Below are 26,174 nucleotides of genomic sequence, written 5' to 3' on the forward strand. Positions count from 1 at the left end.
ATAGCTCAGTTGGTAGAGCGCAACCTTGCCAAGGTTGAGGTCGCGAGTTCGAGTCTCGTTTCCCGCTCCATGTTCCGACAGGCCCCATCGCGGGGTTTTGTCATGTCAGGGGCTCCATTCCTGGCGCGCAGTACGTTGGCCTCATGGCAGAGTGGCTATGCACCGGATTGCAAATCCGTTTACAGCGGTTCGATTCCGCTTGAGGCCTCCAATTGAAAAGCCCTGACTTCGGTCAGGGCTTTTTTTTTGCGCCGTCATCCTGCGCTGCCAAACGTGCCTGACGTCCCAGTCTCAGCCGCCTACGACATGGGAAGGGGGTATGGTCAGTGCAGAGGCCTTCGGGCGCGGCAATGGCAGGCAGGGAGACTATGGCGCGTGGCGGACAGGCGGTGGATCGGCAATGAGCAAACCCACAACGGAAGTACGCTGGCTGACATTCCGGCTGATGAACGGACAATCGATCGGACCGGAGCGCCTGCGCGATGGCTGGAGCACCGCTTCGGAAACCCGCCACTGCGGGGTCCGGCGCGAGGCCATCGAGGGGGCAGGTGTGGTCTACGCGCTGTACGGGCCTGCCAACCTGGCATCGCCGCGTCGTGCCGAGATGCGCATGCGTGAGTTCCTGATGAGCAGCGGCTACACCTTCACCATGGGCACGCTGGGCGGCTAGCGCATCGCGGCGGCCTTCAGGGCCGCGACCACCTGTTCTCCGGAGAAGCCACAGTGGCCCGTGCCTGCTGCGGGCAGTACGCGCGGCAACGGCGTCGCACCCGCGTGCGCGGCCAGTTGCGGGTAGCGCTCCTGCATGCGCGGTGCGATGGTGGGATCGTCGTTGTTGAACTGGATCACCAGCGGCCGCTTCAGCGCCCCGGTCAATCCGAGTGTTTCGCGCACACGCGCGTGTGCTGCGGGAACGGCAGCGATGCGCTGCACCCCTGCATTGAACGCGACGTCATCGCCGAATCCACGATAGACGACGCCGATGTTGCCGACTGGCATGCCTCCACTGCGCGTGGCCAGTTCGTGCAGGACCAGCGCGTGCAGGCTGATCGTTCCGGGCAGCGCATCGGATGCGACCTGCAGTTGTGCGGCCAGCAGTGCAGCGGAGTGCGGCGCGCGTTGCAGGGCGTTGACGATGCCTTGGTACAGCTCGCCCTGTTGTACCGAAGCGGCTTCGCTGGATGCCAGGCCTGCAGCAGGCAGTCCTTCGGCATGCGGGAAGAAGTAGTCGAACGCGACCACGGTGGTGAGCAGGTCGCCTGCCAGCTGCTCGCCTGACAGGTTGGCGCCGCATAGCGAAACACCACCGGCGTAGTGGGCCGGATGCCGTTCGAGACTGGCCACGGTCACCGCACCGCCCATCGAAAAACCGAGCAGCCAGGTATTGCGCACGCCCTTCAAACCGGCCAGCGTGTGCTCACGCAGGCGTTCCACATCGTTGATGGCATCGGCCACCGCCCACCCCTGGCTCGCGTAGGCGCTCTGTGCGACCGCGTAGCCGGCCGCCAGCAGAGGTGCGGTTGCCTCGTTGGCGGCCATCGGCGATTCGCGTGGCGTGCCCACCGGCTCGTAACCGTGCGCCAGCATCACCAGATCGCCGTTCCAGTCCGCAGGGATGTCCAGGCGCCACGGCGCACCCTGCAGCTCGCCACTGAGCATGCGTGGCGGGGCGGGCGGCGCCGCCAGCAGCGGAACGGAAGGCAACGCCAGGGCCAGTGCCAGGGCCAGTCGGAGAAGGGCGCGCATCGTGTTCATCCGGGCAGGTGATACGCCGAGCATAGAACCGGCCGCGGTGCCGTGCCCGCTGCAATGCGTCAGGTCAGGGGGCCATCACCGGCCCGCCGCAGGCGACGCGGTGCATCGGAAAATCCATGGCCTGTGCCGGATCGTCCTGTGCGATCTCGATACGTGCGTGCAGGCGCTGCCCAGTGACGCGGCGATAGGTGATCCGTTGCGGGAAATCATTGGCCGGATTCTCGAAGACGACCTCGTCGGCCTCCACCCGGACGGCACTGAAATCAGTAGCGTTGCGACCGGAGGGCAGCGCGGTGAACACCAGCCGCCCATCGTCGTGCTGGCGCAGCTGCATGAACTCGAAACCCACGGTGCGCCCGTCGCGCAGGCTGCGGCTGCTGCCGAACATCGTTCCGCCGGCCACGGTGGACCACTGCTCACCGGCTCCAGGTGGCTGCCCGTCCAGCTGCCAGCAGCCGGAGAGCCAGCCGAGCTGTTCAATGTCTGCGGTTGCAGCGGCGTGCGCATGGGCGGCGAAAAGCAGCAGAGGCAAAACGGCGCGGGCGATCCGGTTCGACATCGTGGGCTCCATGCGCGGGACGGTGGCCCCTGTATAGCGCCGCGCAGCGCCGGCGGCCAGCGCCGCACGCAATGACGTCGAATTCGATACGATCTGCGGGTTCCTCCCCCTTCTGCTTGCCCTGGAGTCCGACATGGTGGATCGCCTCGCCGTCCTGCTTGAGCGTTTCGCGGTCACTGCGTCGGTCTTCCACGCCGGTGCACTGTGCGGCATCAACAGCCTGGAAGGGGAGGACGAAGCCGGCCAGCTGCATCTGGTACGGCGTGGACCGGTGCAGGTCAGCCATGCACAACAGACCGTGCAGGTCGAGGTGCCCAGCCTGCTGCTGTACCCGAGGCCGATGCCCCACCGTTTCCAGACCGACCCGCACCTCGGCGCCGACATGGCCTGCGCCAACCTGCATTTCGAAGGCGGCCGGCTCAATCCGATCAGTGCCGCATTGCCTGATTTCATCTGCCTGCCACTGGCGGACCTGCACGGCAGCGATGCGGTGCTGGAATTGCTGTTCGAGGAGGCGTTCGAGCAGCGTTGTGGCCGTGCGGCAATGGTCAATCGTCTGTTCGAGGTGGTGATGATCCAGGTGCTGCGGCAGCTGATGGAAGGCGGTGAGATGCGCGGCGGTCTGTTTGCTGGCCTCGGTCATCCGCGCCTGCGTCTGGCATTGGTCGCGATGCACGAGGCGCCGTCGCAGGCATGGACGCTGGAAGACCTTGCCGACGTCGCAGGAATGTCGCGCAGCGTATTCGCGGCGAGCTTCCGTGAGGCGATGGGCACCACCCCCGGCCAGTACCTGCAGGGCTGGCGCGTAGGCCTGGCGCAGCAGGCCCTGCGCCAGGGCCGACCGCTGAAGCGGATTGCCGACGAGGTGGGCTACGGCAGTGAAGCGGCGCTTTCGCGTGCGTTCAAGGCGCACACCGGGCAATCGCCCCGGCAGTGGCGGGGGCAGGTGCGGACCTCCGCGGCCTGAGCGTTCAGCCCAGCGCGAGGCGGGCCAGCTTCATGCCCACGAACAGGCCGGCCAGTCCCAGTGCGATCGATCCCCCTGCATACAGCGCGGCCAGTCCGTGCTGCCCCCGTTGCAGCAGCAGGCCGATCTCCAGCGAATAGGTGGAGAAGGTGGTGTAGCCGCCCAGGATGCCCGTGGTCAGCAGCAGCCGCAGCTGCGGCGATGCGCCGTTGCGCAGGGCGAAGGCCTCGACGACCGCCCCCATCAGCAGGGCGCCGCTGATGTTGACCAGGAAGGTGGACCAGGGCCATGGACTGCCGACGGCGAACCGCGTGCCGATCAGGTTGCAGGCATGACGCAGGCAGGCGCCGGCGCCGCCTCCCAGGAAGACCAGGACGTAATTGTTCAGTGCTTGCATGGCGGGCCTCGAGTACGTGTTCGCAGATGCGGAGGCGAACGCGATGGCGGGCACGGCCTGCCATCGACGAACGCCCGGTTCGTCACAGCAGGAGCCATCAGCCATGCCTGGCGGTTATCGGGGGAGCCCCATCCCCATCGGTCCCCATGCTACCAGCGCCGACCCGGTCAGGGCAGGGAGGTCATCACCACGCGCGCCACCCTGCTGCGGCTGACGCCATCCATCAACAGTTCGAATGCCAGCAGATCCAGTGCCGCGTGGCGCCGGTGGTCGATCTCCAGGCCCTTCTCGGCGACCAGCACGCTCACCAGTTCATAGGCATCCTGCCAGACATCCAGGTGTGCTTCGCTGGGCATGTAATAGCTGGTGCGTTCGCCGACGCCCCGCCCATGGATGCCGTACAGCAGTTCGCGTGCATCCAGCTTGGCTGCGTCGGCGATCCGGAACAGCTGTTCGGCCTTCACATGTGAGGGGCTGACGTGGTCGTTGAGCCAGTTGCTGATGGTCGCCGTCGTTGAAGCGGCGGCGCGGGCCAGATCGGCCGGGCGTGGGTGCCCGGCTTTCTTCATGGCAATGGCGAGTCGTTGGCCGAGAGTATTCATCTATGCAAGCCAGCTTAACGCGTGGAAGCGAAAGAATCCTTGCCGCAAGAATAAGTCTGGTTAACGACAGGACCGACCATGACCGATTTCTGGAGCAAACGGCAGGTGCGCACGCGCCTGGGATTCCAGACCGACGCCGAGCTGGCGCAGTTCTTTGGCATAACGCGATCCGCTGTGTCGCAATGGCCCCAGGAAGCGCCCATTCCTCCATTGCGACAGTTCATCCTCCACCAGCGCCATCCCGACCTGTTCCCTTGGGCTGAGGCCTCTGAAGACGAATCAAGCTAGGTTGCGTCTGTAAATGTCGTATTTAGCATGCTTTGCGGTATGTGTTAAGCATGCTTATCAATATAGGGAAAATTGATCGAAACCCGCGTTGCGATTGATCGCGCCACGAAGCTGCCCTGGCGACGGAGGCACCACGGCGTCGGGATCGGCCCCTTCTTTTGCCTGTGCCGATCACAGACCGTTATGTGAACGATTAATAATTTCAATCGAAAAAGTCGCCGCATGTAATTGACCTGTCGTGAAATCTGTGACTAATTGAGGTCAACCGGTCGTGAAGCCCGGGAGTCTTTCAGCACGCAAGTGAGTCGGTAGACCGTCAACGATGCAGGACAAGTCCAACGGAGGTCGTATGGAATACGGCATGCATGGCTTGGCTGAACGGGTACGCCGCGAACTGGAAGCCAGCTATCACAAACACGGATGCGGCCCTGCCTTCTGGGACACGTACCAGCAGGTGCTGGACCGGCTTGTCCCGCAGGGGACCGAGCGCACGGAAGTGACCAATGAAATGGCGCTGATCATCGAGCAGCTCGGAATCGTACGGCGTGCCCAGCTGGTGCCTCCGCACGCCAACGGGTCGCGCTGATTCAGAGCAGGTGCCAGGCGCCAGCGCTCAGCAGCACCAGCAGCAACGATGCCAGAACCACGGTCCGCGGTCGCCACCCGCGCCGCGGCTGCCCTGCCATCGTCTGCGGGCTGCAGTAGCGGATCAGTCCCGGACCGAAACCGGCCCGGGACTGTTGCTGCTCGCAGGCATCCAGGCAGGCGCCGCAGGCCAGGCAGTCGGCCTGCGGGCCCTGGCGGATGTCGAGCTGCATCGGGCAGGCGTGGAGACAGGCCGCGCAATCGGTGCAGTCGCCGAGGCGGTCGGCGCTGAAGGTGGGCATGGGACCGGCCAGCCATGGGTGCGCGGCGCGGAACACGTAGTCCTGCGCGGAGGTCGGATCGAGCAGGCCGCGACCGCGGCCGATCACGCCGCCAAGGCCAGCGGGCCGGGGCCCGCGGGGTTCGCCGCGGCGCGCGTCATACAGCATCCGGGGGGTCTGGGGGTCGACCAGCAATGGCTGCGCGCGCGCGAAGGGGCACAGCGAACGGCAGACCTGCTCCCGCAGGAAGCCGGCGTTGCCCCATGTGGCTGCCGCGTAGAACAGCACCCAGAAGGTTTCCCAGCCACTCCAGCCGCCCTGGACACTGGCGGTGACGAGGCCGGTGATCGGGCTGAACAATCCCACGAAGGTGATGCCGGTCCATAGCGACAGCAGTAACCATGCGGCCTGCGTGGCAGGACGCGCCAGGGCGCGTGGCAGGCGTTGGGCAAGAAAGCTGTCGATCAGGCTGAAGGCGTAGCTCCACACCGTCTGCGGGCAGGCATGGCCACACCAGATGCGGCCGGCGAGGTGGGTCAACAGCGCCAGTGCCATCGCCAGCGCCAGCAGCAGGCCCAGCAGCAGGCCAACGTCGTCGGGCCACAGGGTCCAGCCGAACAGGTCGAAGCGACGTGCGTCCAGGTCCAGCAGCAGCGCCTGGCGGCCGTCCCAGCGCAACCAGGGCAGCCCAAGGAAGCCAACCAGCACACCGAGCCGCAGTGCGCCACGCCATCGCCACGGTGGGGAAGGGGGCCGTAGTGCGTTCATCCCAGAGGCAGCTCATCATCTGCGTCTGCCGGCATCGGCCGCAGCAGATATCCGGTGATCGCGCTGGACAGCGCCGTCACCGCCCAGAACATGAAGAAGCCGACCGTGTAGCCGAGTTCGCGACTGATCGCCGTGCCCGGAAAACTGATGGCCTGAAGGCGCAACGGGTCGACGAAAGCGAAGAACACCACGCTGGCCAGCCCGGCGGCGATGAAACTGGGCCAGAGGATGGCGCCCCAATGCTGGATCAGGCGCTGACGCGGGGACGAAGTGGGTGTATTCATGCGGTCGCGGGTCGGGAAGGGGGCGGCGCGTATACTCCGCCATGGCTGGCGCAGCATCCGCAGGGCATGTTTCCTGCAGGCATGTCAGCCTAGGCGCGCCCACGCGCGCCGACATTGATCTGGATCAACGGCGGTGCCGGCCGGTTGGCGCACCCTGCCGGCAATCGCCTGGTGCCTCTGATGAACGCTACGCCATCACTCGTCCCTCCTGTCGCCTCGCCCGCGCTGTGTACCGAAGAGGACGTGACCCGTCTGGTCCACGACTTCTATGCACGCGTGCGTGAGGAGGAGCGTCTGGGCCCCGTGTTCGACGCGCATGTGCACGATTGGCCCGGGCATCTGGCGCAACTGGTGGATTTCTGGTCCGCAATGCTCAGGGGAACGCGTCGCTTCAAGGGATCGCCCATGTCCAAGCACATGGCCATCGCCCTGGACAAGGACCTGTTCGACCGCTGGCTCGCGCTGTTCCGGCGCACCACCGCCGAATGCGGCAATCCACCGATGCAGGCGTTGGCCGATGATGTGGCCGCGCGCATTGCGGAAACGTTCTGGCGCCGGTACCAGATGCTGCGCTGGCCGCAGGTGGCGCTGCCGGTGCTGGGCGTTCCTGCGCGGGATTGATCTGGGTCAAGGCGGCACTGACTGTCCGGCGCGATGCTGGCGGCATGGACACGTTCTCTCCCGCTGCCGGCGGCCTGGCCTGGACCTTCGACCCCGATCTGCTGCGCCGGCATGACCGGCCCGGACCGCGCTACACCTCGTATCCGACCGCTCCGCACTTCCACGATGGTTTCGGCGCGCCCGCACTGCGCCAGGCGATCGCGGACAGCGACGTGCTGGCACGCGCGCTGTCGCTGTACGTGCATGTCCCGTTCTGCGCCAGCCCGTGCTTCTACTGCGGCTGCAACCGTGTGATCACCCGTGATCGAAGCCGTGGCCACAGCTATGTCTCACGGGTCCTGGCCGAGGCCGATCTGCTGGCGCCGCAGTTCCAGAAGGGCCGTGAGGTGATCCAGCTGCACCTGGGGGGCGGAACGCCGAATTTCCTGGATGCCGAGGCAATGACCACGCTGATCGACGGCCTTCGCCGGCGTTTTGACTTCAGCTGCTCGTCCGAGCGCGATTTCTCGATCGAGCTTGATCCACGCTTCATCGAAACGCGTGACGTGGCGATGCTGGCACGGCTGGGCTTCAATCGCGCCAGCCTGGGCGTGCAGGACTTCGATCCCTCGGTCCAGGCGTCGATCAACCGTGTGCAGGGTGTGCAGCAGACCCTGGACATCCTGCATGCCTGTCGTGACAGCGGCATGCGCTCGGTCAACGTGGATCTCATCTACGGGCTGCCGGGACAAAGCCAGGAAGGATTCGGCCGCACCCTCGAGCAGGTGCTGGCGCTGCGGCCGGACCGACTGGCGGTGTATGGCTACGCGCACCTTCCGCATCTGTTCCGCGCGCAGCGGCAGATAGACGAGCGCGCGCTGCCCTCGCCGGAGGACAAGCTTGCGCTGCTGGGACTTGCCGTGCAGCAGCTGTCCGCAGCGGGCTACCAGTACATCGGCATGGATCATTTCGCGCTGCCGGAAGAGGATCTTTCGCGCGCCCAGCGCGCTGGCCAGCTGCATCGCAACTTCATGGGCTACACCACCCATGCCGATACCGACCTGCTGGGCCTCGGCGTCAGCGCGATCAGTCATATCGGTGCGACCTACAGCCAGAACCCACGCGACCTGCCGTCCTGGGAGAGTGCGGTCGATCAGGGCCAGCTGCCGGTCTGGCGTGGCGTGGCGCTCAGCGCCGACGATCAGCTGCGCGCAGACCTGATCCAGCAGCTGATGTGCCAGGGAGAGGTCGATGGACGCGCGCTCGGCGATCGCCACGGCATCGTGTTCGACGACTACTTCGCCGAGGACCTGTGCGCCGTTCGACGGCTGCAGGACGATGGCCTGGTCGAGTATCGCGATGGCGTGGTCCGTGCCAGCGAACGCGGCCGGCCGCTTCTGCGCCTGCTGGCGATGTGCTTCGATCCCCATCTGCGTGCAGCGCACGAGCAGCCGCGCTATTCGCGCGCGATCTGAAGTGGTTGGGAGGTTCACGCCACTGCGTGTCGCAAACAGCCCGAAAGCCCTGGTGCCCGGAGCCGGAATCGAACCGGCATGACCTTGCGGTCGGCGGATTTTAAGTCCGATGCGTCTACCAGTTTCGCCATCCGGGCCTGCAGTGCGGCGCCGATTGTAGCCCAGCGGGGGCTCCAGCACCGGCGGCCGGGCATCGCACGGCGCGCTTAACTGTAGCGCCCATTCATGCCATAGTCCCGACCATCGTTCCCAGGGGGGGAGCCACCTGATGTCGCTCTACGCGATCGCCTACGTCAGCGATGCCCGCGCCGATCTGCGGACATCCGATCTTGACCGCCTGCTGGCCGATGCCACGGCGTTCAATCGCGTGGCTGGCGTCACCGGGGTGCTGATGTTCGACGGTGCGCGCTTCCTGCAGTATCTCGAAGGTCCGCAGGATGGTATCGATTCGGTGTTCCCGCGCATCCTCAATGCCCGCAGCCATACCCAGTTGAAGGTGCTGTGCCGGGCGCCCGTGCCGCAGCGGGCGTTCCCCCGCTGGAACATGGGGACGCGACGCATCGAGGCGGAGCTGCTGGCACAGATCGTCGGTGAGGCGTGGCCGGGGTTGACGCTGGGCAGCGTGGGGTTCGAGCACCTGCTGCAGGCCTGGACCGGGGCCGATGGCGAGCTGGAGCCTGCCGCGGTCGCACTGGGCTCCTGACCTTGGCGACAAGGTCCTGACACCGTTACGCTGTAGCCCTCTTGCGAAGACTTCCCGGAGTGGGCAGCGAATGAGCGTGATGGCCGAAGCGGCGGCAGTGGGCGATCCGCCGCTGCCGGCATGGCGGGTGCATTGATGAGCGTGCCGGTGTCGGCGGCGGAAGCGCCCCGGTTCGCGGTGATCGGTCTGGGTTACGTGGGCCTGCCACTGGCCGTGGCATTCGGCCGGGAACAGCCGACGCTCGGCTTCGACATCGACCCCGAACGCATCGCCGATCTGCGCGTGGGCCAGGACCACACGCTGGAGGTGGAGGCCGGGGAACTCGCCGCTGCACGCCAGCTGGAGTACAGCAGCGACCCTGCGCGGCTGGACGAGTGCAACGTGTATATCGTCACCGTGCCGACGCCCATCGATGCCTACGAGCAGCCCGATCTGGAACCCCTGCGCTCGGCGACGCGGTTGATCGCCAGCCATCTGCGCGCCGGCGATCTGGTGATCTACGAGTCCACGGTCTATCCCGGCACGACCGAGGAAGTCTGCGTGCCCTTGCTGGAGCAGGGTTCGGGCCTGCGATTCAACGAAGATTTCTATTGCGGCTACAGTCCGGAGCGGGTCAGCCCGGGGGACCGCCAGCGCCGTCTGGCGGACATCCGCAAGATCACGTCGGGTTCGACACCGGAGGTGGCGTCGGTGGTCGATGGGCTGTACCGCCGCATCATCGACGCAGGCACCTTCCCGGCGCCATCGATGCGCGTTGCCGAAGCGGCCAAGGTGGTCGAGAACATCCAGCGCGACGTCAACATCGCCCTGGTCAACGAGCTGGCGCTGATTTTCGACCGTCTCGGCATCGATACCCAGGACGTGCTGGACGCCGCGGGCAGCAAGTGGAATTTCCTGCCGTTCCGTCCCGGTCTGGTCGGTGGCCACTGCATCGGCGTGGATCCCTACTACCTGCTGCACAAGTCGGAAAGTGTGGGTTACCACCCGGACCTCATCCACACCGCGCGGCAGGTCAACAACCGTGTCGGCGAGCACGTGGCCATGCGCGTCCTGGCCATGTTGGCCGAGCGCGGGCGGACCGCGGCCCAGGCGCGCGTGCTGGTGCTGGGCGTGACCTTCAAGGAAGACTGCCCCGATCTGCGCAACAGTCGTGCGCTGGAGCTGGCGCAGCGCCTGGCAGACGCAGGCGCCCAGGTCGATGTCAGCGATCCATGGGTGGGCCCGGCGGCCTTGGCCGATGCCGGTGTGCGGTGGCTGGCCGAGCCGAAGGCCGGCTGTTACGACGCGGTCGTATTGGCAGTGGCGCATGCCAGTTTCAAGGCGATGGATGAAGCCCGCATCCGCGGCCTGCTGGCGCCCGGCGGCCTGGTGTATGACGTGAAATCGGCCTGGCCGCGCAGCGTGGTCGACGATCGCCTGTAGGCGTTGATGATGGCGGGCGCGGTAGACTCGGCTGCAGTTGCAACCAAGGAACGCCATGCACCGGTATATCGTCTACCTGCTCGCCATCCTGATGTTCCCCGTCTGCCTGTGGCTGGCCACGATATGGCCTGCCTGGTACTGGGGCGTCGGTCTGACCGCCGCGATGGTGGCGCTGGGGACCTGGGATCTGCTGCAGAAGCGCAGCACCCTGCGCCGCAACTATCCGGTGATGGCGCACTTCAGATACGGGCTGGAATCGATCGGCCCGGAGATCCGCCAGTATTTCGTGCAGAGTGATCTGGAAGACGTGCCCTTCTCGCGCCAGCAGCGTGCACTGATCTACCAGCGTGCCAAGAACGAGATGGATACGGTGCCGTTCGGCACGCTGCGTAGTGCATATGCGGTGGACTACGAATGGATCAACCATTCGCTGGCACCGACCACCATCGCCCGGCACGATTTCCGTGTGCTGATCGGCGCAGGCTGCGCCAAGCCCTATTCGGCCAGTGTGTTCAACATCTCGGCGATGAGCTTCGGCTCGCTGTCGGCCAACGCGATCCGCGCGCTCAACGAAGGCGCACGCCGTGGCGGCTTCTATCACGATACGGGCGAAGGCTCGATCTCGCCCTACCACCGTGAGATGGGCGGCGATCTGGTCTGGGAAATCGGTTCGGGCTACTTCGGTTGCCGCGACGAGAAGGGCGGTTTCAGCGAAGAGCGGTTCGTCGCCAACGCCACCCATGACCAGGTGAAGATGATCGAGATCAAGCTGTCCCAGGGGGCCAAGCCCGGTCATGGCGGCGTATTGCCCGCGCCGAAGGTGACGGCCGAGATCTCCGTGACCCGGGGCGTGCCGATGGGGGTGGACTGTGTATCTCCGTCGCGGCACTCGGCGTTTTCCACGCCGGTCGAACTGCTGCAGTTCGTCGCCCGCCTGCGTGAACTGTCCGGTGGCAAACCGGTCGGCTTCAAGCTGGCCATCGGCCATCCCTGGGAGTGGTTCGGTATCGCCAAGGCGATGCAGGAGACCGGCCTGTTGCCAGACTTCATCGTTGTCGATGGCGCCGAGGGCGGCACGGGCGCGGCACCGGCCGAGTTTGTCGATCATGTCGGCGTGCCGATGCACGAGGCACTGCTGCTGGTCCACAACACCCTGGTCGGGCTGGACCTGCGCGAGCGCATCCGCATCGGTGCGGCCGGCAAGATAACCAGCGCATTCGACATTGCCCGGACCATCGCGCTCGGCGCGGACTGGTGCAATGCCGGTCGTGGCTTCATGTTCGCACTGGGGTGCATCCAGTCGTTGAGCTGCCACACCGACAAGTGCCCGACCGGCATCGCCACCCAGGACCCGGCGCGTTGGAAGCACCTCGACGCGCCTGACAAGGCCACGCGCGTGCACAGCTACCACGAGCACACGCTGCATGCCCTGAAGGAGCTGTTGTGCGCCGCAGGCCTGAACGATCCGGCCGAACTGGGGCCGGAGCACATCCTGCGCCGCGTGTCGCCGGTGGAGATCCGCTCGCTGGCGACGCTGTATCGCTATCTGGAGCCGGGAGAACTGCTGCGACGGGTGCCGGATCACGCGGTATTCCATGCGTTCTGGGCAGATGCACGCAGTGATTCATTCCAGCCGCCGGCGCGGATCCAGGCGCTGAGAGCCAGCAAGTCGCGGTGATGGGGTTCCACACGGAGGTTGCATGCAGTTCAGGACCGGTACGATTGACGATGTCTCGCCGCTGTGGGCCCTGCGCACGCGGTGCGTGCGCGAGACCTGCAGCAGTCACTATCCGCCGGAGGTGATCGCACCCTGGGCGGCGTCGCCGCCGCCGGCGCAGTATCCGCGGCTGTTGTCGCAGGGCGGCTGTGTGGTGGCCGAAGGCGGGCAGGGCGAGCTGCTCGGCTTTGGCGTGCTCGATATCGATGGCAATGAGGTGGATGCGCTGTTCGTCGATCCGGATCGTGGCGGACAGGGTATCGGCCAGGCGCTGATGCAGCGTCTGCTGGCGCTGGCAGATCCCGGGCGCGACGTGGTGCTGTCGGCCTCGCTCAATGCCGTGTCCTTCTATCAGCGGCAGGGTTTCATCCGCGAACGCGAGGAAATCTATCCCCATCCCAGCGGGGTACCACTCGCCTCGGTACGCATGCGAAGGCCGTGGTGAGGCGCTGCTTCCGGTAGCGCAGCACCGGCCCACGCCCGCTGCTACCGCAGGCGATTCAGCGTGTGGCCAACCACTGGATCACGCCTTCGGCGGCGCGCAGGCCACTGGCATAGCAGGCCGTCAGCAGGTAGCCGCCGGTCGGCGCCTCCCAGTCCAGCATTTCGCCGGCGCAGAACACGCCGGGCAGGGCACGCAGCATCAGCCCTGCATCGATCGCGTCGAGTCTTACCCCTCCGGCTGTGCTGATCACCTCGGCCATCGGCCGCGGGCGCAGCAGTTTCAGCGGCAGGCGCTTGAGCGTCGCTGCGACCGCAGCAAGATCGTTGCCCGCGTCTTTGCCGAGGTGCTCGAACACAAGTGCCGCTTTCACTGCGTCCACCCCGGCCTGGCGGCGCAGGTGCTCACCGAAGCTGCGGCCCTTGCGTGGGCGCGACAGATCGGCCAGCAGGCGTGCCTCATCGCGGCCCGGTGCCAGGTCCAGCCACAATGGCGCACAACCCTTGCGGTTGATGGTTTCGCGCAGGTCGGCCGACAGCGCGTAGATCAGGCTGCCTTCGATGCCATAGTCGCTGGCGACGCATTCGCCCTGCAGTGACCGTGGTTGGCCTGTCAGGTCGATCCAGTGCGCCACCACTGGCTTCAAGGGGGCACCGGCATTGCGCTGGGCGAACAGGGGCGTCCAGTCAACGTCGAATCCGCAGTTGGCGGCCTGCAACGGTGCGATGTCCACGCCGCGTGCCTGCAGCGGTGCCACCCAGGCACCGTCGCTGCCGAGGTGCGGCCAACTGCCGCCGCCCAGCGCCAGCACGGTGGCATCAGCGTGCACGTCGAGGTGGCCGTCTTCGGTGTTGAAGCGCAGCGCGCCGTCGCTGGCCCATCCGCACCAGCGGTGATTCACGTGCAGGCGTACGCCCTGCTCCTTCAAGCGGCGCACCCAGCCGCGCAGCAGGGGCGCAGCCTTGCGATCGACCGGGAACACGCGGCCGGAACTGCCGACATAGGTCTCCACGCCAAGATCGGCGGCCCAGTCGCGCAGTGCCTGCGCGTCGAACCCGTCCAGCCAGCGGCCGACTTCACCGGCCTGCTCGCGGTAGCGGCTGTCGAACAGCGGGCGCGCATCGGAGTGGGTCAGGTTGAGCCCGCCCTTGCCGGCGATCAGGAACTTGCGACCGGGGGAACCCTTGGCTTCATAGAGGTCCACCTCCAGGCCGGCGGCGCGCAGGCGCTCGGCAGCGAACAGCCCTGCCGGGCCGCCACCGACGACAGCCACGCGGCGCGGCGCATGTCGATCAGGGTTGGACATCGAGCAGCTCGACATCGAACACCAGCGAGGAGCCCGGCGGGATCGGGCCGGCGCGACGGCTGCCGTAGCCCAGGTCCGGGGGGATCATCAGGGTGCGCTTGCCGCCGACCTTCATGCCGGCCACGCCTTCATCCCAGCCGCGGATGACCTGGCCGGCACCGAGCACGAAGGTGAACGGCTGGCCGCGTCCGACCGAGCTGTCGAATGTCTTGCCATGCTTGCTCTCGGTGCGGTTGTCGTAGATCCAGCCGGTGTAGTGCACGGTGACCTTCCGTCCCGCCACCGCTTCGGCCCCGGTACCGGGCTGGGTGTCGATGCGCTCGAAGGTGGTCAGCGTGCCTCCCGGTGGTGGGCCGGACGGCTCCATCGAGCAGCCGGCAGCAGCAAGGGACAGCAACAGGGGAAGCAGCAGTCGGCGCATCGGGCATCTCCGTCGGGCGCAGGGCGAGGGCGGCAAGGGTAGCGCATCGGCGCCGGGTATCATGGCGCCATGGCCAAACTCCTGCTCAATCTGCGCAATGTCGGCGATGACGAATACGCCGACGTCTGCACCCTCCTGGATCGCCACGGCATCGCCTGGTACCGCACCGAGCCCAGCCCCTGGGGCATTTCCAATGGCGGGCTGTGGCTGCGCGAGGACGGTGATCATGCGCGCGCCAAGGCATTGATGGCCGAGTACCAGGCCGAGCGCGCGCCACGCATCCGGGCCGAGCGTGAGCAGGCCCTGCGTGATGGCACGGCCGAGACCTTCGGCAGCCTGCTGCGGCGCCGGCCGCTGTATGTCGTGCTGGTACTGCTGGCGATGCTGGGCGCTGCTGCCCTGGTGCTGCTGCCGTTCATGCTGCTGCGGGGGTAGGGCGCTCCAGCCGCCGATCATTGACCCCGGGGCCTGACCCGATGGCGGCCAGGCGCTAAAATGCGCGGATGATCGCCAATACCGCCGCCTATCATTTCACCGCCATCGACGCCCCCGAGGTTCTGTGCGACCAGCTGCTGGCGCGTGCCGAAGCGGCTGGGCTGCGCGGCACGATCCTGGTGGCGGGCGAGGGCCTGAATCTGTTCCTGGCGGGCGCCCCGGCCGCCATCGAGGGCTTCTACGCGGCACTGCGTGAGGATCCGCGTCTGGCCGGAATGCGGGTCAAGACCAGCTTCAGCGAGCATCAGCCCTTCGCGCGGCTCAAGGCCAGAGTGAAGCCGGAGATCATCAGTTTCCGCCGCGATGACGGCCAGCCGCTGGCCTATCCACGCGCGCCGGCGGTCGATCCGGCCACCGTGCAACGTTGGCTGCGGCAGGGCCACGACGATGCGGGAAAGCCGGTGGTGATGCTCGATACCCGCAATCTGCAGGAGGTGGAGTACGGCACGTTCAAGGACGCGCTGGTGCTGCCGATCCACAAGTTCACCGATCTGCCGGAGGCCCTGGCGCCGCACCGCGACGCATTGAAGGACAGCACCGTGGTCAGCTTCTGCACGGGTGGCATCCGCTGCGAGAAGGCCGCACTGTGGATGCTCAATGACGGCATGGACAACGTGCTGCAGCTCGACGGCGGCATTCTCGGCTACTTCGAGGAGGTGGGGGGCGAGGGCTACGACGGGCGCTGTTTCGTGTTCGACGAACGGGTGGCGCTGGATGCGGAGCTCAGGCCGCTGGTGGATGAGCCGCTGCCGGAACCACGCCCCAGCGCCTTCTGAGCGGCTGTCCCGGGCGCCGGTCGTGCACGGCTGTCCGGTCCACCTGGGGAGCTGACCCGCCCGGCAGGAATCAGCGTCCCGCCACCGGCACTGGCCGCCGTGCCGGGCCGACCCCATGCAGAGGGGATCTTTTGACGGAAACCGCCTGATGATCCCGTTGTCGATCCTCGACCTGGCCCCGGTCTGCGAGGGCAGCGATACCACCGCCGCCTTCTCCAACATGCTGGAACTGGCCCAGCATGCCGATGCGCTGGGCTACCGCCGCTACTGGCTGGCCGAACACCACAACATGCCCGGTATCGCCAGCGCGGCCACCGCCGTGCTGATCGGGCACGTTGCCGGTGGCACGCAGCGCATCCGTGTCGGTGCAGGCGGCATCATGCTGCCCAACCATGCGCCGCTGCAGGTGGCCGAGCAGTTCGGCACGCTGGCCTCGCTCTATCCGGACCGCATCGATCTGGGGCTGGGGCGGGCGCCCGGCACCGACCAGCCGACCGCCCGCGCGCTGCGGCGCTATTTCGACAGCGCTGACCAGTTCCCGCAGGATGTGCGTGAGCTGCTGCATTACTTCGAGCCGGTCCAGCCCGGTCAGGCGGTGCAGGCCGTGCCTGGCGGCGGCCTGCGGGTGCCGACGTGGATCCTGGGTTCCAGCCTGTTCGGTGCGCGCATGGCGGCATCGATGGGGCTGCCGTACGCCTTCGCCTCGCACTTCGCCCCGGACGCGATGGATGAGGCGCTGGCAGTCTACCGCCGCGAATTCCGTCCTTCGGCCACGTTGAAGCAACCGCACGCGATGCTGGCATTGAACGTGGTGGCCAGCGACAGCGAAGCCGAATCGCGCCGCCTGTTCACCAGCCAGCAGCAGAGCTTCGTCAATCTGCGCCGGGGGCGTCCCGGCAAGATCCCGGCACCGATCGACGACATCGAATCGTTCTGGGAGCCGCACGAGAAACTGGGGGTCGAGCGGGCATTGGCGTGCACGGTGCTGGGTGATCCGCAGCAGGTGGCCGAGGGTATCGCCGCGTTCGTCCAACGCCATCGACCTGACGAACTGATGCTCACCGCCAATCTGTATGACCATCGCGCGCGGCTGCGCTCGTTCGAGCTGACCATGCGGGCGTGGCACGATCGCCACGCGGGCTGAACGATTGCATCACGGCGCATTGCAGACCTTCCGCATCTGATGGGGGCTCCCTACCCCTGGAGCTCCCCATGTCGGATTCCCGCGCAGAACACATCGCCCAGCTGGCCGAACTGATCAAGGACGTGGAGGTGGCGATGTTCACCACGGTCGGTGTGGATGGTCGCCTGTACAGCCGTCCGCTCGGCACCCAGCAGGTCGCCTTCGATGGTGACCTCTGGTTCGCTACTGCAGCCGACAGCCCGAAAGTGGCGGAAATCGCGCTCAATCCGCGGGTCAACGTGGCCTACGCTTCGACGTCGAAGAACACCTATGCGTCCGTGGCGGGCAATGCGCGCATCGTCGACGATCGGGCCAAGGTGGAAGCGCTGTGGTCGCCAGCGATGAAGCTGTTCTTCCCCGGCGGCAAGGACGATCCGAACCTTCGGCTCATCCACGTGCAGGCCGAATCGGCCGAGTACTGGGATGGGCCGGGCACGCTGCTGGGCAGGGCGCTGACGTTCGTGCTGTCTGCGGTACAGGATGAGCCAGGCCAGCTTGCCGACAACGGTTTCGTCGACCTGCGTTGATGGGCCCGGTTCAGAACCAGCGCTGGAACAGTTCGACGGTGTAGCTCACCAGTTGGCCGGAACTGAAACCAAAGAACGCGATTGCCGCCAATGCTCCGATCCAGTTGACCAGCATCAGCGCGCCGTCGCGCTCGAGCAGGGCCAGGGAGAACAGCAGCAGCTGGAAGCCGAACAGATAGTTGGTGAACGGGATCGGCAGCGACAGCAGGATGCCCAGCAGGACCAGCAGTGCGCCGGTGAACGCGTGAGCCGGCAGCGGCTTGAGCAGCTGCGGCAGGCGTGGCTTGAGCATGCGGTCCATGCGCCGCAGCGGGCGGTCGATGCGGTCAAGGAAGCGGTGCATGGTGCCGCGCTTCGGCCCGCGGCGGGCAATGAAGCCTGGCAGCCAGGGGCGCCGCATGCAGCACAGCATCTGCAGGCCGATCAGGATCACCAGGGGGCCACTGACCGCACCGCCCAGCCCCGGAATGGGGATGAACGACGGCAGGATCGCCACGAACAGGAAAACGCCGAAGGCGCTCTGCTGCAGATCCTGCAGGATCTGGCCCAGCTTCATGTGCTGGGCCGGGTCACCCCAGGCGAACATCTCCAGCAGCGTGCGGATGCCTTCGTTGCGATAGGCAGGTGCTGCGTCGCGCGGGCCGGACTCAGGCGGTGAGCTCATCGGCCTGCTCGTCCGACAGCGTGCGCAGCAGCAGCTTGTCCACACGTGCACCGTCCAGGTCGACGATCTCGAAGCGCCAGCCGGCCCAGTCGAAGTACTCGCCCGCGTGCGGGATGCGGCCGAAGTAGTGGATGCACATGCCGGCCAGGGTGTAGTAGTCGCCCTCTTCGGCGTCGGGAAGCTCGTTGCTGCCGATCAGCTCGCGGAGGTCGTCCACCGGCAGCGAGCCGTCCACCAGCAGCGAGCCGTCCTCACGGGTCACCACCAGTGCGTCCTCGTCGGCATTCTCCACCGCCTGCAGGCGGCCGACCACTGCGCCCATCAGGTCGCTGATGGTGACCAGTCCCTGGATCTCGCCGTATTCGTCGACGACCAGCGCCATCGACTGCTGTTCTTCCCGGAAGATCTCCAGCAGCTTCATCGCATGGGTGGACTCGGAAACGTACAACGGCTCGCGCAGGGTCTGGAACAGCGCGTTGTCGCCGCGTGCCATGCGGGTCGCCAGCGATTTCAGTTCAAGCACACCAACCACATCCATGTCGTTGTCGCGATAGACCGGATAGCGCGAGAACTCATGCTCGGCCATGATTTCCAGGTTGCGGTCCAGGCCGGCCTGCGTGTCCAGCCAGGCGATCCGGTTGCGCGGCGTCATCAGGCTGTCGGCGGTGCGATCGCCCAGCCGCATCACGCGGTTCATCATGTCGCGCTCATGGGTATCGATCACACCTGCCTCGTGGCTTTCGGCCACCAGCATGCGGATCTCCTCTTCGGTCACCGAGGCGGCTTCGTCCTTGCCCAGGCCAAGTGCCTTCAGCACCAGCTGGGTCGTCCTGGACAGCAGCCAGACGAAGGGCAGGGCCAGTTTGGCCAGCCAGCTCATCGGCATGGCCACCAGGCTGGCAATGGCCTCGGAGCGGGTCAGGGCCAGCCGCTTGGGCACCAGCTCACCAAAGATCAGGGTCACGAAGGTGATGAGGGTCACGGCCAGCGTGGTGCCGACCTGGGAGGCGTAGGTGAAGCCGGGCATCAGGCCCTGCAGCCAGCCGGCAATGGCGTCGCCGATGGCGTCGCCGCCCAGGTAGCCGGTCAGCACGCCGATGACGGTGATGCCGATCTGGACCGTGGACAGGAAGCTCTCGGGCTTTTCGGACAGCTCCAGGGCCTTGGCGGCGCGCTTGGAGCTGCCGGCCATCTGCTTGAGACGGCTCTTGCGCGAGGTCATGACCGACATCTCGGACATGGCGAAGAAGCCGTTCAACAGAACCAGCGCGAAGACAATCAGGATCATTTCAAACACGGGCGTCGTCCCCGGTTGGTGGCAGGGAGGGCGGGTGCTTGCGATGGCGGCAGGCGCTCAGGAGCAGAGTCCGGCGCGGCGCTGGGGGATAAGGGTCGTCGTCCATAAGGTGCGCCCGAGGGCGCGCTGGCATCTTAGCAAAGGGCCGTGGCAAGGTGGCAACTGCCTGTTCAGGTTGGCGGGTTCCACCCCCGGAACGGGGGCGGGGATACCCGAGATGGTCATCTAGCCGTCATAATTCCGTCCGGTGCCGTCCTTCCCGCGACGGCTGACAGGTTTCTCAATGTTCTCTCTGCAGACCATTTTCGGTTCCGGCAAACAGTTCTACACCCTGCTCGATGAGGCTGCCGTCGCGGCCTCCGACGCCGCCAAGGCGCTGCATTCCATGCTGCGCGAGGCCGACCGCCAGCCCGCGCTGGACGCCTTCAAGCTGGCCCGCCTGCGCGAGCGCGCGGCGTCGGACAAGATCAGCCAGGCGCTGGTGGACAGCTTCATGACGCCGATCGAGCGTGAAGACATCGAAGCGCTGGGGTCGGCGCTGTACAAGATCCCCAAGCAGATCGAGAAGTTCGCCGATCGCTATTCGCTGGCCACGACCCACCTGGAGCACATCGACTTCGCGCCGCGCGCGGCGATGCTGGAGCAGGCCGCCGGCGTGGTGGTGGAGATGGTGGCCGACCTGCGCCACATGAACCTGGACCGGATGACCGCGCTCAACGAGAAGCTGCGCTCGCTGGAGAACGAGGCCGACCGGCTGATGCTGGAGCTGTACCGTGACATCTATTCCGGGCGCCTGGACAACCTGCAGATGTTCCTGCTCAAGGAATTCTTCGAGATCCTGGAAAAAGCCATCGACCGTTGCCGCGAGGCCGGCGTGGTGGCGTACCAGATCGTGCTGAAGAACAGCTGACGGACGCCGCCGCATGTTGACCCTCGTCCTGGTGGTGATCCTGGCTGCGCTCGTCTTCGAGTTCATCAACGGCTTCCACGACACCGCCAACTCCATCGCCACCGTGGTGGCGACCAAGGTGCTCTCGCCCGGCTGGGCGGTGATGCTCGCCGCCTTCATGAACCTGATCGGTGCCCTGACCGGTACCGCGGTCGCGCTGACCATTGCGTCGGGCCTGCTCAACACCAACGTGGTCGATGTCACCCCGCAGGTGATCCTGTGCGCCCTGCTGGGCGGCATCATCTGGAACCTGATCACCTGGTGGAAGGGACTGCCGTCCTCGTCCTCGCACGCCCTGATCGGTGGCCTGTGCGGCGCCGGCCTGGCGGCCGCCCACAACAACTGGGATGCGCTGATCTGGTCCGAGCGGCTCGGCAGCTGGGCGCAGAACAAGGGCCTGCTGTGGAAGGTGTTCGTGCCGATGATCACCTCGCCGATTGCCGGCTTCCTGCTGGGCATCGTGGTGATGGTGCTGTTGTGGGGCCTGATTGCGGGTCTGGCCAGGATCGGTGGTGCGATTGGCCGCCTGGCCCGTCCGCGCTGGGTCAATGCCTTCTTCGGCAAGGCGCAGATCGTCTCGGCCGCCTACATGGGCTTCGCACACGGGCACAACGACGCACAGAAGACCATGGGCATCATCGCCATGACCCTGATCGGTGCCGAAGCCACCGGTGCACTGGACAACCTGCCGTCCTGGCTGGCCTTCATGCACCCGGATGCGCAGGCCGGTGACGGCATCGCGATGTGGATCGTGCTGACCTGTGCGGTGGTGATGGCCGCCGGTACGGCTTCGGGTGGCTGGAAGATCATCAAGACGCTGGGCCACAAGATGGTCAAGCTGCATCCGATCCACGGCTTCGCGGCGGAGACCAGCTCGGCCACCATCCTGACCCTGGCCGCCCATTTCGGCATGCCGGTCTCGACCACGCACAGCATCTCCACCGCGATCATGGGCGTGGGCTTTGCCAAGAATCCGCGTTCGCTGAAGTTCGGCGTGATCGAGCGCATCGTCTGGGCCTGGATCCTGACCATCCCGGCGGCAGGCGGCTGTGCGTACCTGATCCTGAAGCTGTTCGAGCTGTTCGGCTGGACCTGATGCCAGCAACCCTGGGGTCAGAGCCCTTTCCCTGCAGATAGGGATCTGACCCCGGAAATGAAAAAGCCCGCCGGATTCCGGCGGGCTTTTTTCATGGGCAGATCGTTTTTCCGTATCCAGCGTGTCGACCAAGGTCGACACCCACCAACAGCAGCAGGAACCTCGCCAGCCCACGGAAACCCGGCTTTGCCGTTGCCGTTGCCGTCAGCGGGCGCCGGGCCGCGACCCGGCCGAACCCCTCAGTTGCGCTGGAACAGTGCCTGCACATCCTTGCGGAATGCCGCCTGGCTGTCGGCACGGCTGTAGAACATGTGCCCGCCCGGGTAGCTGCGCACCTGCACGCGGTCCGGGTTGCTGCCCATCGCCGGCATCTGGTCCACGGTCAGGATCGAGCCCATGAACGGGCATGACAGGTCATTCCAGCCGTGCGCGATCAGCACCTGCAGATTCGGATCGATCGCCACCGCCTGGCGCAGCTGGGTCACCGCACCCTGGCGCAGGTCGCCGTTGCGGTCCCACAGCCGGTTCACCTCGTAGTTCAATGCCTGGTAGCGCGCATCGACCTTCCAGCCCACCACGCGGGTGACGAAGTCGACCATCGCGGTGGTGGTCGGCGCGATGATGCTGTCGAGCAGGGGATCGTTGGCGCGCTGTTCCGGATCGTTCGGGAACGGATCAAACGCCGTCACGTTCGAGTCGTAGCGGCTGCCCAGCGTGCCCTTGTCGCGGAACACTTCGCGCAGATAGGCCTGGGTTTCCAGGCGGCCGCCGGCACGACGCACGAACTGCGGGTCCAGCCCGGTCAGCTCGGTGACCCGGCGCAGCATCGCTTCGGTGGCCTGCGGATCGCTGCGGCCCTTCATCAGGGCGGTGGCGTAATCGCCGCGGGTGTACTCGATCACCTCACGCATCGCCGCGTCGGTCAGGCGGCCCTGGCGCTCCAGGTGCGCCGCTGCGATCGACGGCAGCGTCTGCATCCACGCCATCGGCGAGACGTCGGCGTTGTCTTCCAGGGTCGGGCTCAGGTACGGCGAGACCAGCACCAGGCCGTTCATCGCGACGCCCAGCCGCGTCTGCAGGTAGTGGGTGATGCGTGGGCCGCGGTAGCCACCGTAGCTCTCACCGGTGAGATACTTGCGCGACGCCATGCGCTGGTTGCGCAGCAACCAGTCGTAGATCGATCGCGACAGGTACTCGATGTCGGCACTGGGGTTGTACAGCGCCTTCTTGGCTTCGTCATCGCCGATGCGGGCACGGCTGAAGCCGGTGCCGACCGGGTCGATGAAGACCAGGTCGGTGAAGTCCAGCCACGTTCCCGGATTATCATGCAGCGTGGCCGGCGCCGACGCGCTGTCGCCCTCCGAGCCGAAGGTCACGACCTTCGGGCCGATGGCGCCCAGATTGAGATACACCGAGGACGCGCCGGGCCCGCCGTTGAGCGCGAAGGTCACCGGCCGGTCCTTACCGGGCATCGTGTAGGCGGTGAACACTACATCGGCGATCACCTTGCCCTTCTCGTCACGTACCGGCAGGGTCCCTACGGTGGCGGTGTAGTCGAGCGTGCGGCCTGCCAGGCGGATGCTCTGGCGGGCGGAGGCGTCGGCCGGCAGCGCAGGTGCTTCGGTCCTGTCGTCCCTGGCATCGGGCTTGGACTCGGCGGCGGGCGCGGCCAGCACGCTGGCAGGAGCAATGAGCAGGCCGACGCAGAGCGCGGCAGTGTGCAGCAGGAACTTCATGGCACCGGATCGGCAGCGGAAGGGGGTTTCGATGCTAGGCCTCCAGGGTGCCGCGCCGTATGTGTCCAAAGCCATGGCCGGGCGTTGTCGTCGGTTGCGGCCAGATTGGGTCAAGTGGGCAGGGCCCTCGCGGCTTCGTCATCGGCCAGCAGCCCGTACACAGCCGAGTCGGCCAACTCGCCCTGGATGCGCCAGCGTTGGCGCAGGAGGCCCTCACGATGGAAGCCGAGGCGTTCAAGCACGTGCGCGGAGGCCGCATTGCGCGGATCGATCTCGGCTTCGACGCGATGCAGGCGCAGCGTCCGGAACAGGTAGGCCAGCACCTGCTGCAACGCCTCATGCATGTAGCCCCGGCCCTGGACCTCAGGTGCCAGCAGATAGCCGATCTCGGCACGCGCAGCATCGCGATCGACGGCAAACACCACGCAGATGCCCAGCAACGGCCCTTCCAGCGATTCGCGCACGGCCAGCTTGAGCTGGGTGCCGATGGCGTGTGCGGCGAGGTCGTCGTCGATCTGTTCGCGGGCTTCGCCTGGCCGTGTCCAGGCAGGATGGTTCCACCAGCGCATCACCGCCGGGTTGGATTGCAGCGTGAACAACGCAGCAGCGTCATCACGACGGATCGGGCTCAGGACCAGCCGCGTGCTGTGCAGCGGCAGGCCGGGGAACAGCAGCGAGTGGCTGGGCAATGCGGTGGTCCACGCGGATGAGCGCGCATTATGGACCCGCAGGGTTTGCCGATGGGGGTGTAATGCCCCGGTGGGCGGCCTGAACCGGTACTGCCAGGCCATGCAGCCAGAGCCGTTTCCCGACAGGAAACGGCCCCGGCCCGCGCTGGGGTCAGACTTCCAGCGACGCCAGATCGCCCTTGGTCTCCAGCCAGCCCTTGCGGTCAGACGCCCGCTTCTTGGCCAGCAGCATGTCCATCAGCGAACGGGTCTGCTCGCGATCGTCCACGGTCAGCTGCACCAGGCGACGGGTGTCCGGGTGGATGGTGGACTCACGCAGCTGCGACGGGTTCATTTCGCCCAGGCCCTTGAACCGGGTCACGTTGACCGCGCCCTTGATTTTCTCGCGCTCGATCTTGTCCAGCATGGAGCGCTTTTCTTCCTCGTCCAGTGCGTAGAAGACCTGCTTGCCCACGTCGATGCGGAACAGCGGTGGCATTGCCACGAACACGTGGCCAGCGTCGACCAGCGCCGGGAAGTGCTTCAGGAACAGCGCCGTCAACAGGGTGGCGATGTGCAGGCCGTCCGAGTCGGCGTCGGCCAGGATCACCACCTTGCCGTAGCGCAGGCCGCTGATGTCATCCTTGCCCGGATCGCAGCCGATGGCGATGGCCAGGTTGTGCACTTCTTCCGAGGCCAGCACGCTGTTGGAGGAGACTTCCCAGGTGTTCAGGATCTTGCCGCGCAGCGGCATGATCGCCTGGAAATCCTTGTCGCGTGCCTGCTTGGCGCTGCCGCCTGCCGAATCACCTTCCACCAGGAACAGTTCGGTACGCGACAGGTCCTGGCTGATGCAGTCGGCCAGCTTGCCCGGCAGGGCAGGGCCCTGGGTGACCTTCTTGCGGACCACCAGCTTTTCGGTCTTCAGGCGTGCGCTGGCGCGCTCAATGGCGATCTGCGCGATCTTCTCGCCCAGTTCCACGTTCTGGTTCAGCAGCAGGCTGAATGCATCGTGCGCGGCACCTTCCACGAAACCGGCGGCCTGCCGCGAGGACAGGCGTTCCTTGGTCTGCCCGCTGAACTGCGGATCGGTCATTTTCAGCGACAGCACAAACGACACGCGGTCCCACACGTCTTCCGGCGCCAGCTTCACGCCACGCGGCAGCAGGTTGCGGAAGTCGCAGAACTCTCGGAGCGCCTCGGTCAGGCCGGTGCGCAGGCCGTTGACGTGGGTACCGTGCTGGGCGGTCGGGATCAGGTTGACGTAGCTTTCCTGGACCAGCTCGCCTTCCGGCAGCCAGGCCACGGCCCAGTCCACCACTTCGGTGTCCTTCTTCAGGTTGCCGACGAACAGGTCGGCCGGCAGCATTTCGCGCTCGCCCAGCTCCAGCTTCAGGTAGTCGCGCAGGCCGTCCTCGTAGTACCAGGTGTCGACTTCGCCGGTGGCTTCGTCGGTCAGCTTCACGGTCAGGCCCGGGCACAACACCGCTTTGGCGCGCAGCAGATGCTTGAGCGCGCGCACCGCGAACTTCGGCGTATCGAAGTACTTCGGGTCGGGCCAGAAGCGCACGCGGGTACCCGTGTTCTTCTTGCCGACCGTGCCCACCACTTCCAGCGGCGTGGCGCGGTCACCGTTACGGAAGGTGATGCGGTGTTCGGCACCTTCACGCTTGATGTGCACCTCCACCAGGGTCGACAGCGCGTTGACCACGCTGACGCCGACGCCGTGCAGGCCGCCGGAGAAGGTGTAGTTGTTGTTGCTGAACTTGCCGCCCGCGTGCAGGCGGGTCAGGATCAGCTCGACACCCGGGATCTTCTCTTCCGGATGGATGTCCACCGGCATGCCACGGCCGTCATCGCTGACCTCCACGCTGCCGTCCTTGTACAGGGTGATCTCGATCGAGCGGGCGTGGCCGGCGAGGGCCTCGTCCACCGAGTTGTCGATCACTTCCTGCGCCAGGTGGTTGGGGCGCGCGGTGTCGGTATACATGCCGGGACGGCGCTTGACCGGGTCAAGGCCGGACAGGACTTCAATATCGGCGGCGTTATAGCGGGCGTTCATCTATGTTCTAAAGCGCGGAGCGACGCGCAAGTGTGCGGTCTGGGCGGCGAATTTGCACGCCTGCGGTTCAGCCTCGCCACCGGGGAGGGGGTAAAATGGCAGCCGCTGGAATCCGGACGCCAGCGTCCCCATGTCCCAGCCATACCGCG

At 66.3% G+C, this 26,174-nt stretch carries 29 protein-coding genes, 2 tRNA genes and 1 riboswitch; of the genes, 17 read left to right on the forward strand and 14 right to left on the reverse strand.

Annotated elements, in window-relative coordinates; all coding sequences use genetic code 11:
* Window positions 1-137 precede the first annotated feature (137 nt).
* Window positions 138-211 (forward strand) — tRNA-Cys (locus QMZ25_RS01335).
* A 189-nt stretch (window positions 212-400) separates the two neighbouring features.
* A complete protein-coding gene (locus QMZ25_RS01340) occupies window positions 401-670 on the forward strand; it encodes a hypothetical protein (protein WP_053520307.1) in 270 nt (89 codons plus the stop codon).
* On the opposite strand, the gene QMZ25_RS01345 is transcribed toward QMZ25_RS01340, so the two are convergent.
* Both QMZ25_RS01345 and QMZ25_RS01350 read right to left on the reverse strand, forming a co-directional pair.
* Window positions 667-1,746: a hypothetical protein gene (locus QMZ25_RS01345; RefSeq protein ID WP_283219008.1), complete on the reverse strand. Its 1,080-nt coding sequence runs from the start codon at window positions 1,744-1,746 to the stop codon at window positions 667-669. The genes QMZ25_RS01340 and QMZ25_RS01345 overlap by 4 nt on opposite strands.
* A gap of 73 nt (window positions 1,747-1,819) precedes the next feature.
* On the reverse strand, window positions 1,820-2,314 hold the full coding sequence (locus QMZ25_RS01350) for a DUF6265 family protein (protein ID WP_193395548.1): 495 nt from the start codon (window positions 2,312-2,314) through the stop codon (window positions 1,820-1,822).
* 133 nt (window positions 2,315-2,447) lie between these two features.
* Here QMZ25_RS01350 and QMZ25_RS01355 point away from each other — a divergent pair, with 133 nt between their 5' ends.
* Window positions 2,448-3,281: an AraC family transcriptional regulator gene (locus tag QMZ25_RS01355; protein ID WP_283219009.1), complete on the forward strand. Its 834-nt coding sequence runs from the start codon at window positions 2,448-2,450 to the stop codon at window positions 3,279-3,281.
* A 4-nt stretch (window positions 3,282-3,285) separates the two neighbouring features.
* On the opposite strand, the gene crcB is transcribed toward QMZ25_RS01355, so the two are convergent.
* Window positions 3,286-3,678 carry a fluoride efflux transporter CrcB gene (gene crcB / locus QMZ25_RS01360; protein ID WP_053520303.1) on the reverse strand — a complete coding sequence of 131 codons (393 nt, stop codon included), beginning with the start codon at window positions 3,676-3,678 and terminating at the stop codon, window positions 3,286-3,288.
* A gap of 81 nt (window positions 3,679-3,759) precedes the next feature.
* A riboswitch (Fluoride riboswitch) is annotated at window positions 3,760-3,823 on the reverse strand.
* Between the two features lie 22 nt (window positions 3,824-3,845).
* Window positions 3,846-4,247 (reverse strand): hypothetical protein, encoded by a 402-nt coding sequence (locus tag QMZ25_RS01365; protein WP_053520302.1) that lies wholly within the window; start codon window positions 4,245-4,247, stop codon window positions 3,846-3,848.
* Between the two features lie 111 nt (window positions 4,248-4,358).
* Here QMZ25_RS01365 and QMZ25_RS01370 point away from each other — a divergent pair, with 111 nt between their 5' ends.
* Together QMZ25_RS01370 and QMZ25_RS01375 are read left to right on the forward strand one after the other, a co-directional pair.
* On the forward strand, window positions 4,359-4,568 hold the full coding sequence (locus QMZ25_RS01370; RefSeq protein ID WP_053520301.1) for a hypothetical protein: 210 nt from the start codon (window positions 4,359-4,361) through the stop codon (window positions 4,566-4,568).
* Window positions 4,569-4,917: 349 nt separating this feature from the next.
* The gene (locus QMZ25_RS01375) at window positions 4,918-5,154 is read left to right on the forward strand and encodes a hypothetical protein (protein WP_019337197.1); all 237 of its coding nucleotides are present in this window, start codon (window positions 4,918-4,920) and stop codon (window positions 5,152-5,154) included.
* A gap of 1 nt (window position 5,155) precedes the next feature.
* Here QMZ25_RS01375 and QMZ25_RS01380 read toward each other — a convergent pair whose 3' ends face one another.
* Window positions 5,156-6,202, reverse strand: coding sequence for a 4Fe-4S dicluster domain-containing protein (locus tag QMZ25_RS01380; RefSeq protein WP_263177901.1), 1,047 nt, complete (start codon window positions 6,200-6,202; stop codon window positions 5,156-5,158).
* Window positions 6,199-6,486, reverse strand: a complete 288-nt coding sequence (locus tag QMZ25_RS01385; protein ID WP_053520310.1) for a hypothetical protein — start codon at window positions 6,484-6,486, stop codon at window positions 6,199-6,201. The genes QMZ25_RS01380 and QMZ25_RS01385 overlap by 4 nt, the downstream gene beginning before the upstream one ends.
* A 180-nt stretch (window positions 6,487-6,666) precedes the next feature.
* Between QMZ25_RS01385 and QMZ25_RS01390 the strand changes: the two genes are divergently transcribed.
* Window positions 6,667-7,107, forward strand: coding sequence for a group III truncated hemoglobin (locus QMZ25_RS01390; protein ID WP_065175929.1), 441 nt, complete (start codon window positions 6,667-6,669; stop codon window positions 7,105-7,107).
* A 44-nt stretch (window positions 7,108-7,151) separates the two neighbouring features.
* Window positions 7,152-8,561, forward strand: a complete 1,410-nt coding sequence (hemN, locus tag QMZ25_RS01395; protein ID WP_283219010.1) for an oxygen-independent coproporphyrinogen III oxidase — start codon at window positions 7,152-7,154, stop codon at window positions 8,559-8,561.
* A 50-nt stretch (window positions 8,562-8,611) separates the two neighbouring features.
* On the opposite strand, the gene QMZ25_RS01400 is transcribed toward hemN, so the two are convergent.
* Window positions 8,612-8,698, reverse strand: a tRNA-Leu gene (locus tag QMZ25_RS01400).
* A gap of 131 nt (window positions 8,699-8,829) precedes the next feature.
* Here QMZ25_RS01400 and QMZ25_RS01405 point away from each other — a divergent pair.
* The 4 genes from QMZ25_RS01405 (at window position 8,830) to QMZ25_RS01420 (ending at window position 12,848) form a co-directional block, all read left to right on the forward strand.
* The gene (locus QMZ25_RS01405; RefSeq protein WP_053519798.1) at window positions 8,830-9,264 is read left to right on the forward strand and encodes a BLUF domain-containing protein; all 435 of its coding nucleotides are present in this window, start codon (window positions 8,830-8,832) and stop codon (window positions 9,262-9,264) included.
* Window positions 9,265-9,399: 135 nt separating this feature from the next.
* The gene (locus tag QMZ25_RS01410) at window positions 9,400-10,686 is read left to right on the forward strand and encodes a nucleotide sugar dehydrogenase (protein WP_283219024.1); all 1,287 of its coding nucleotides are present in this window, start codon (window positions 9,400-9,402) and stop codon (window positions 10,684-10,686) included.
* Window positions 10,687-10,741: 55 nt separating this feature from the next.
* Window positions 10,742-12,364 (forward strand): FMN-binding glutamate synthase family protein, encoded by a 1,623-nt coding sequence (locus tag QMZ25_RS01415; protein WP_053519800.1) that lies wholly within the window; start codon window positions 10,742-10,744, stop codon window positions 12,362-12,364.
* Window positions 12,365-12,386: 22 nt separating this feature from the next.
* Window positions 12,387-12,848, forward strand: coding sequence for a GNAT family N-acetyltransferase (locus QMZ25_RS01420; RefSeq protein ID WP_283219011.1), 462 nt, complete (start codon window positions 12,387-12,389; stop codon window positions 12,846-12,848).
* A 55-nt stretch (window positions 12,849-12,903) separates the two neighbouring features.
* Here QMZ25_RS01420 and QMZ25_RS01425 read toward each other — a convergent pair whose 3' ends face one another.
* Both QMZ25_RS01425 and QMZ25_RS01430 read right to left on the reverse strand, forming a co-directional pair.
* Window positions 12,904-14,151, reverse strand: a complete 1,248-nt coding sequence (locus QMZ25_RS01425; protein WP_283219012.1) for a TIGR03862 family flavoprotein — start codon at window positions 14,149-14,151, stop codon at window positions 12,904-12,906.
* Window positions 14,138-14,572 (reverse strand): FKBP-type peptidyl-prolyl cis-trans isomerase, encoded by a 435-nt coding sequence (locus tag QMZ25_RS01430; protein ID WP_053519803.1) that lies wholly within the window; start codon window positions 14,570-14,572, stop codon window positions 14,138-14,140. Before QMZ25_RS01430 ends, QMZ25_RS01425 begins: the two co-directional genes overlap by 14 nt.
* Window positions 14,573-14,641: 69 nt before the next feature.
* Between QMZ25_RS01430 and QMZ25_RS01435 the strand changes: the two genes are divergently transcribed.
* The 4 genes from QMZ25_RS01435 (at window position 14,642) to QMZ25_RS01450 (ending at window position 17,553) form a co-directional block, all read left to right on the forward strand.
* Entirely contained in the window at window positions 14,642-15,007 is a 366-nt protein-coding gene (locus QMZ25_RS01435) for a DUF6164 family protein (RefSeq protein ID WP_053519804.1), read from the forward strand.
* Window positions 15,008-15,075: 68 nt separating this feature from the next.
* On the forward strand, window positions 15,076-15,843 hold the full coding sequence (locus QMZ25_RS01440; RefSeq protein WP_053519805.1) for a sulfurtransferase: 768 nt from the start codon (window positions 15,076-15,078) through the stop codon (window positions 15,841-15,843).
* A 148-nt stretch (window positions 15,844-15,991) separates the two neighbouring features.
* Complete coding sequence (locus tag QMZ25_RS01445; RefSeq protein ID WP_065181249.1) at window positions 15,992-16,987, forward strand: LLM class flavin-dependent oxidoreductase; 996 nt, start codon at window positions 15,992-15,994, stop codon at window positions 16,985-16,987.
* Between the two features lie 68 nt (window positions 16,988-17,055).
* Window positions 17,056-17,553: a pyridoxamine 5'-phosphate oxidase family protein gene (locus tag QMZ25_RS01450; RefSeq protein WP_283219013.1), complete on the forward strand. Its 498-nt coding sequence runs from the start codon at window positions 17,056-17,058 to the stop codon at window positions 17,551-17,553.
* Between the two features lie 10 nt (window positions 17,554-17,563).
* On the opposite strand, the gene QMZ25_RS01455 is transcribed toward QMZ25_RS01450, so the two are convergent.
* Window positions 17,564-18,217, reverse strand: coding sequence for an exopolysaccharide biosynthesis protein (locus tag QMZ25_RS01455; protein ID WP_283219014.1), 654 nt, complete (start codon window positions 18,215-18,217; stop codon window positions 17,564-17,566).
* Window positions 18,201-19,505 carry a hemolysin family protein gene (locus QMZ25_RS01460; protein WP_065174920.1) on the reverse strand — a complete coding sequence of 435 codons (1,305 nt, stop codon included), beginning with the start codon at window positions 19,503-19,505 and terminating at the stop codon, window positions 18,201-18,203. Before QMZ25_RS01460 ends, QMZ25_RS01455 begins: the two co-directional genes overlap by 17 nt.
* 292 nt (window positions 19,506-19,797) lie before the next feature.
* Here QMZ25_RS01460 and QMZ25_RS01465 point away from each other — a divergent pair, with 292 nt between their 5' ends.
* Complete coding sequence (locus QMZ25_RS01465; RefSeq protein ID WP_004152833.1) at window positions 19,798-20,424, forward strand: DUF47 family protein; 627 nt, start codon at window positions 19,798-19,800, stop codon at window positions 20,422-20,424.
* 13 nt (window positions 20,425-20,437) lie between these two features.
* Complete coding sequence (locus QMZ25_RS01470) at window positions 20,438-21,559, forward strand: inorganic phosphate transporter (RefSeq protein ID WP_053519810.1); 1,122 nt, start codon at window positions 20,438-20,440, stop codon at window positions 21,557-21,559.
* Window positions 21,560-21,798: 239 nt separating this feature from the next.
* On the opposite strand, the gene QMZ25_RS01475 is transcribed toward QMZ25_RS01470, so the two are convergent.
* The 3 genes from QMZ25_RS01475 to parE form a co-directional block, all read right to left on the reverse strand.
* Window positions 21,799-23,295 (reverse strand): S10 family peptidase, encoded by a 1,497-nt coding sequence (locus tag QMZ25_RS01475; RefSeq protein ID WP_283219015.1) that lies wholly within the window; start codon window positions 23,293-23,295, stop codon window positions 21,799-21,801.
* 110 nt (window positions 23,296-23,405) lie between these two features.
* Window positions 23,406-23,984 carry a GNAT family N-acetyltransferase gene (locus QMZ25_RS01480; protein WP_283219016.1) on the reverse strand — a complete coding sequence of 193 codons (579 nt, stop codon included), beginning with the start codon at window positions 23,982-23,984 and terminating at the stop codon, window positions 23,406-23,408.
* Window positions 23,985-24,135: 151 nt separating this feature from the next.
* Entirely contained in the window at window positions 24,136-26,025 is a 1,890-nt protein-coding gene (gene parE / locus QMZ25_RS01485) for a DNA topoisomerase IV subunit B (RefSeq protein WP_053519719.1), read from the reverse strand.
* Window positions 26,026-26,174 lie beyond the last annotated feature (149 nt).

It is taken from the genome of Stenotrophomonas sp. RS-48 (genome assembly GCF_030053245.1).
Lineage (GTDB): Bacteria > Pseudomonadota > Gammaproteobacteria > Xanthomonadales > Xanthomonadaceae > Stenotrophomonas > Stenotrophomonas maltophilia_P.

What these genes read in the sequence shown, in the direction of transcription:
- QMZ25_RS01340 (WP_053520307.1), top strand. Translation starts at nt 401, where the DNA reads ATGAGCAAACCCACAACGGAAGTACGCTGGCTGACATTCCGGCTGATG.
- QMZ25_RS01345 (WP_283219008.1), bottom strand. Translation starts at nt 1,746, where the DNA reads ATGCGCGCCCTTCTCCGACTGGCCCTGGCACTGGCCCTGGCGTTGCCT.
- QMZ25_RS01350 (WP_193395548.1), bottom strand. Translation starts at nt 2,314, where the DNA reads ATGTCGAACCGGATCGCCCGCGCCGTTTTGCCTCTGCTGCTTTTCGCC.
- QMZ25_RS01355 (WP_283219009.1), top strand. Translation starts at nt 2,448, where the DNA reads ATGGTGGATCGCCTCGCCGTCCTGCTTGAGCGTTTCGCGGTCACTGCG.
- crcB (WP_053520303.1), bottom strand. Translation starts at nt 3,678, where the DNA reads ATGCAAGCACTGAACAATTACGTCCTGGTCTTCCTGGGAGGCGGCGCC.
- QMZ25_RS01365 (WP_053520302.1), bottom strand. Translation starts at nt 4,247, where the DNA reads ATGAAGAAAGCCGGGCACCCACGCCCGGCCGATCTGGCCCGCGCCGCC.
- QMZ25_RS01370 (WP_053520301.1), top strand. Translation starts at nt 4,359, where the DNA reads ATGACCGATTTCTGGAGCAAACGGCAGGTGCGCACGCGCCTGGGATTC.
- QMZ25_RS01375 (WP_019337197.1), top strand. Translation starts at nt 4,918, where the DNA reads ATGGAATACGGCATGCATGGCTTGGCTGAACGGGTACGCCGCGAACTG.
- QMZ25_RS01380 (WP_263177901.1), bottom strand. Translation starts at nt 6,202, where the DNA reads ATGAACGCACTACGGCCCCCTTCCCCACCGTGGCGATGGCGTGGCGCA.
- QMZ25_RS01385 (WP_053520310.1), bottom strand. Translation starts at nt 6,486, where the DNA reads ATGAATACACCCACTTCGTCCCCGCGTCAGCGCCTGATCCAGCATTGG.
- QMZ25_RS01390 (WP_065175929.1), top strand. Translation starts at nt 6,667, where the DNA reads ATGAACGCTACGCCATCACTCGTCCCTCCTGTCGCCTCGCCCGCGCTG.
- hemN (WP_283219010.1), top strand. Translation starts at nt 7,152, where the DNA reads ATGGACACGTTCTCTCCCGCTGCCGGCGGCCTGGCCTGGACCTTCGAC.
- QMZ25_RS01405 (WP_053519798.1), top strand. Translation starts at nt 8,830, where the DNA reads ATGTCGCTCTACGCGATCGCCTACGTCAGCGATGCCCGCGCCGATCTG.
- QMZ25_RS01410 (WP_283219024.1), top strand. Translation starts at nt 9,400, where the DNA reads ATGAGCGTGCCGGTGTCGGCGGCGGAAGCGCCCCGGTTCGCGGTGATC.
- QMZ25_RS01415 (WP_053519800.1), top strand. Translation starts at nt 10,742, where the DNA reads ATGCACCGGTATATCGTCTACCTGCTCGCCATCCTGATGTTCCCCGTC.
- QMZ25_RS01420 (WP_283219011.1), top strand. Translation starts at nt 12,387, where the DNA reads ATGCAGTTCAGGACCGGTACGATTGACGATGTCTCGCCGCTGTGGGCC.
- QMZ25_RS01425 (WP_283219012.1), bottom strand. Translation starts at nt 14,151, where the DNA reads ATGTCCAACCCTGATCGACATGCGCCGCGCCGCGTGGCTGTCGTCGGT.
- QMZ25_RS01430 (WP_053519803.1), bottom strand. Translation starts at nt 14,572, where the DNA reads ATGCGCCGACTGCTGCTTCCCCTGTTGCTGTCCCTTGCTGCTGCCGGC.
- QMZ25_RS01435 (WP_053519804.1), top strand. Translation starts at nt 14,642, where the DNA reads ATGGCCAAACTCCTGCTCAATCTGCGCAATGTCGGCGATGACGAATAC.
- QMZ25_RS01440 (WP_053519805.1), top strand. Translation starts at nt 15,076, where the DNA reads ATGATCGCCAATACCGCCGCCTATCATTTCACCGCCATCGACGCCCCC.
- QMZ25_RS01445 (WP_065181249.1), top strand. Translation starts at nt 15,992, where the DNA reads ATGATCCCGTTGTCGATCCTCGACCTGGCCCCGGTCTGCGAGGGCAGC.
- QMZ25_RS01450 (WP_283219013.1), top strand. Translation starts at nt 17,056, where the DNA reads ATGTCGGATTCCCGCGCAGAACACATCGCCCAGCTGGCCGAACTGATC.
- QMZ25_RS01455 (WP_283219014.1), bottom strand. Translation starts at nt 18,217, where the DNA reads ATGAGCTCACCGCCTGAGTCCGGCCCGCGCGACGCAGCACCTGCCTAT.
- QMZ25_RS01460 (WP_065174920.1), bottom strand. Translation starts at nt 19,505, where the DNA reads ATGATCCTGATTGTCTTCGCGCTGGTTCTGTTGAACGGCTTCTTCGCC.
- QMZ25_RS01465 (WP_004152833.1), top strand. Translation starts at nt 19,798, where the DNA reads ATGTTCTCTCTGCAGACCATTTTCGGTTCCGGCAAACAGTTCTACACC.
- QMZ25_RS01470 (WP_053519810.1), top strand. Translation starts at nt 20,438, where the DNA reads ATGTTGACCCTCGTCCTGGTGGTGATCCTGGCTGCGCTCGTCTTCGAG.
- QMZ25_RS01475 (WP_283219015.1), bottom strand. Translation starts at nt 23,295, where the DNA reads ATGAAGTTCCTGCTGCACACTGCCGCGCTCTGCGTCGGCCTGCTCATT.
- parE (WP_053519719.1), bottom strand. Translation starts at nt 26,025, where the DNA reads ATGAACGCCCGCTATAACGCCGCCGATATTGAAGTCCTGTCCGGCCTT.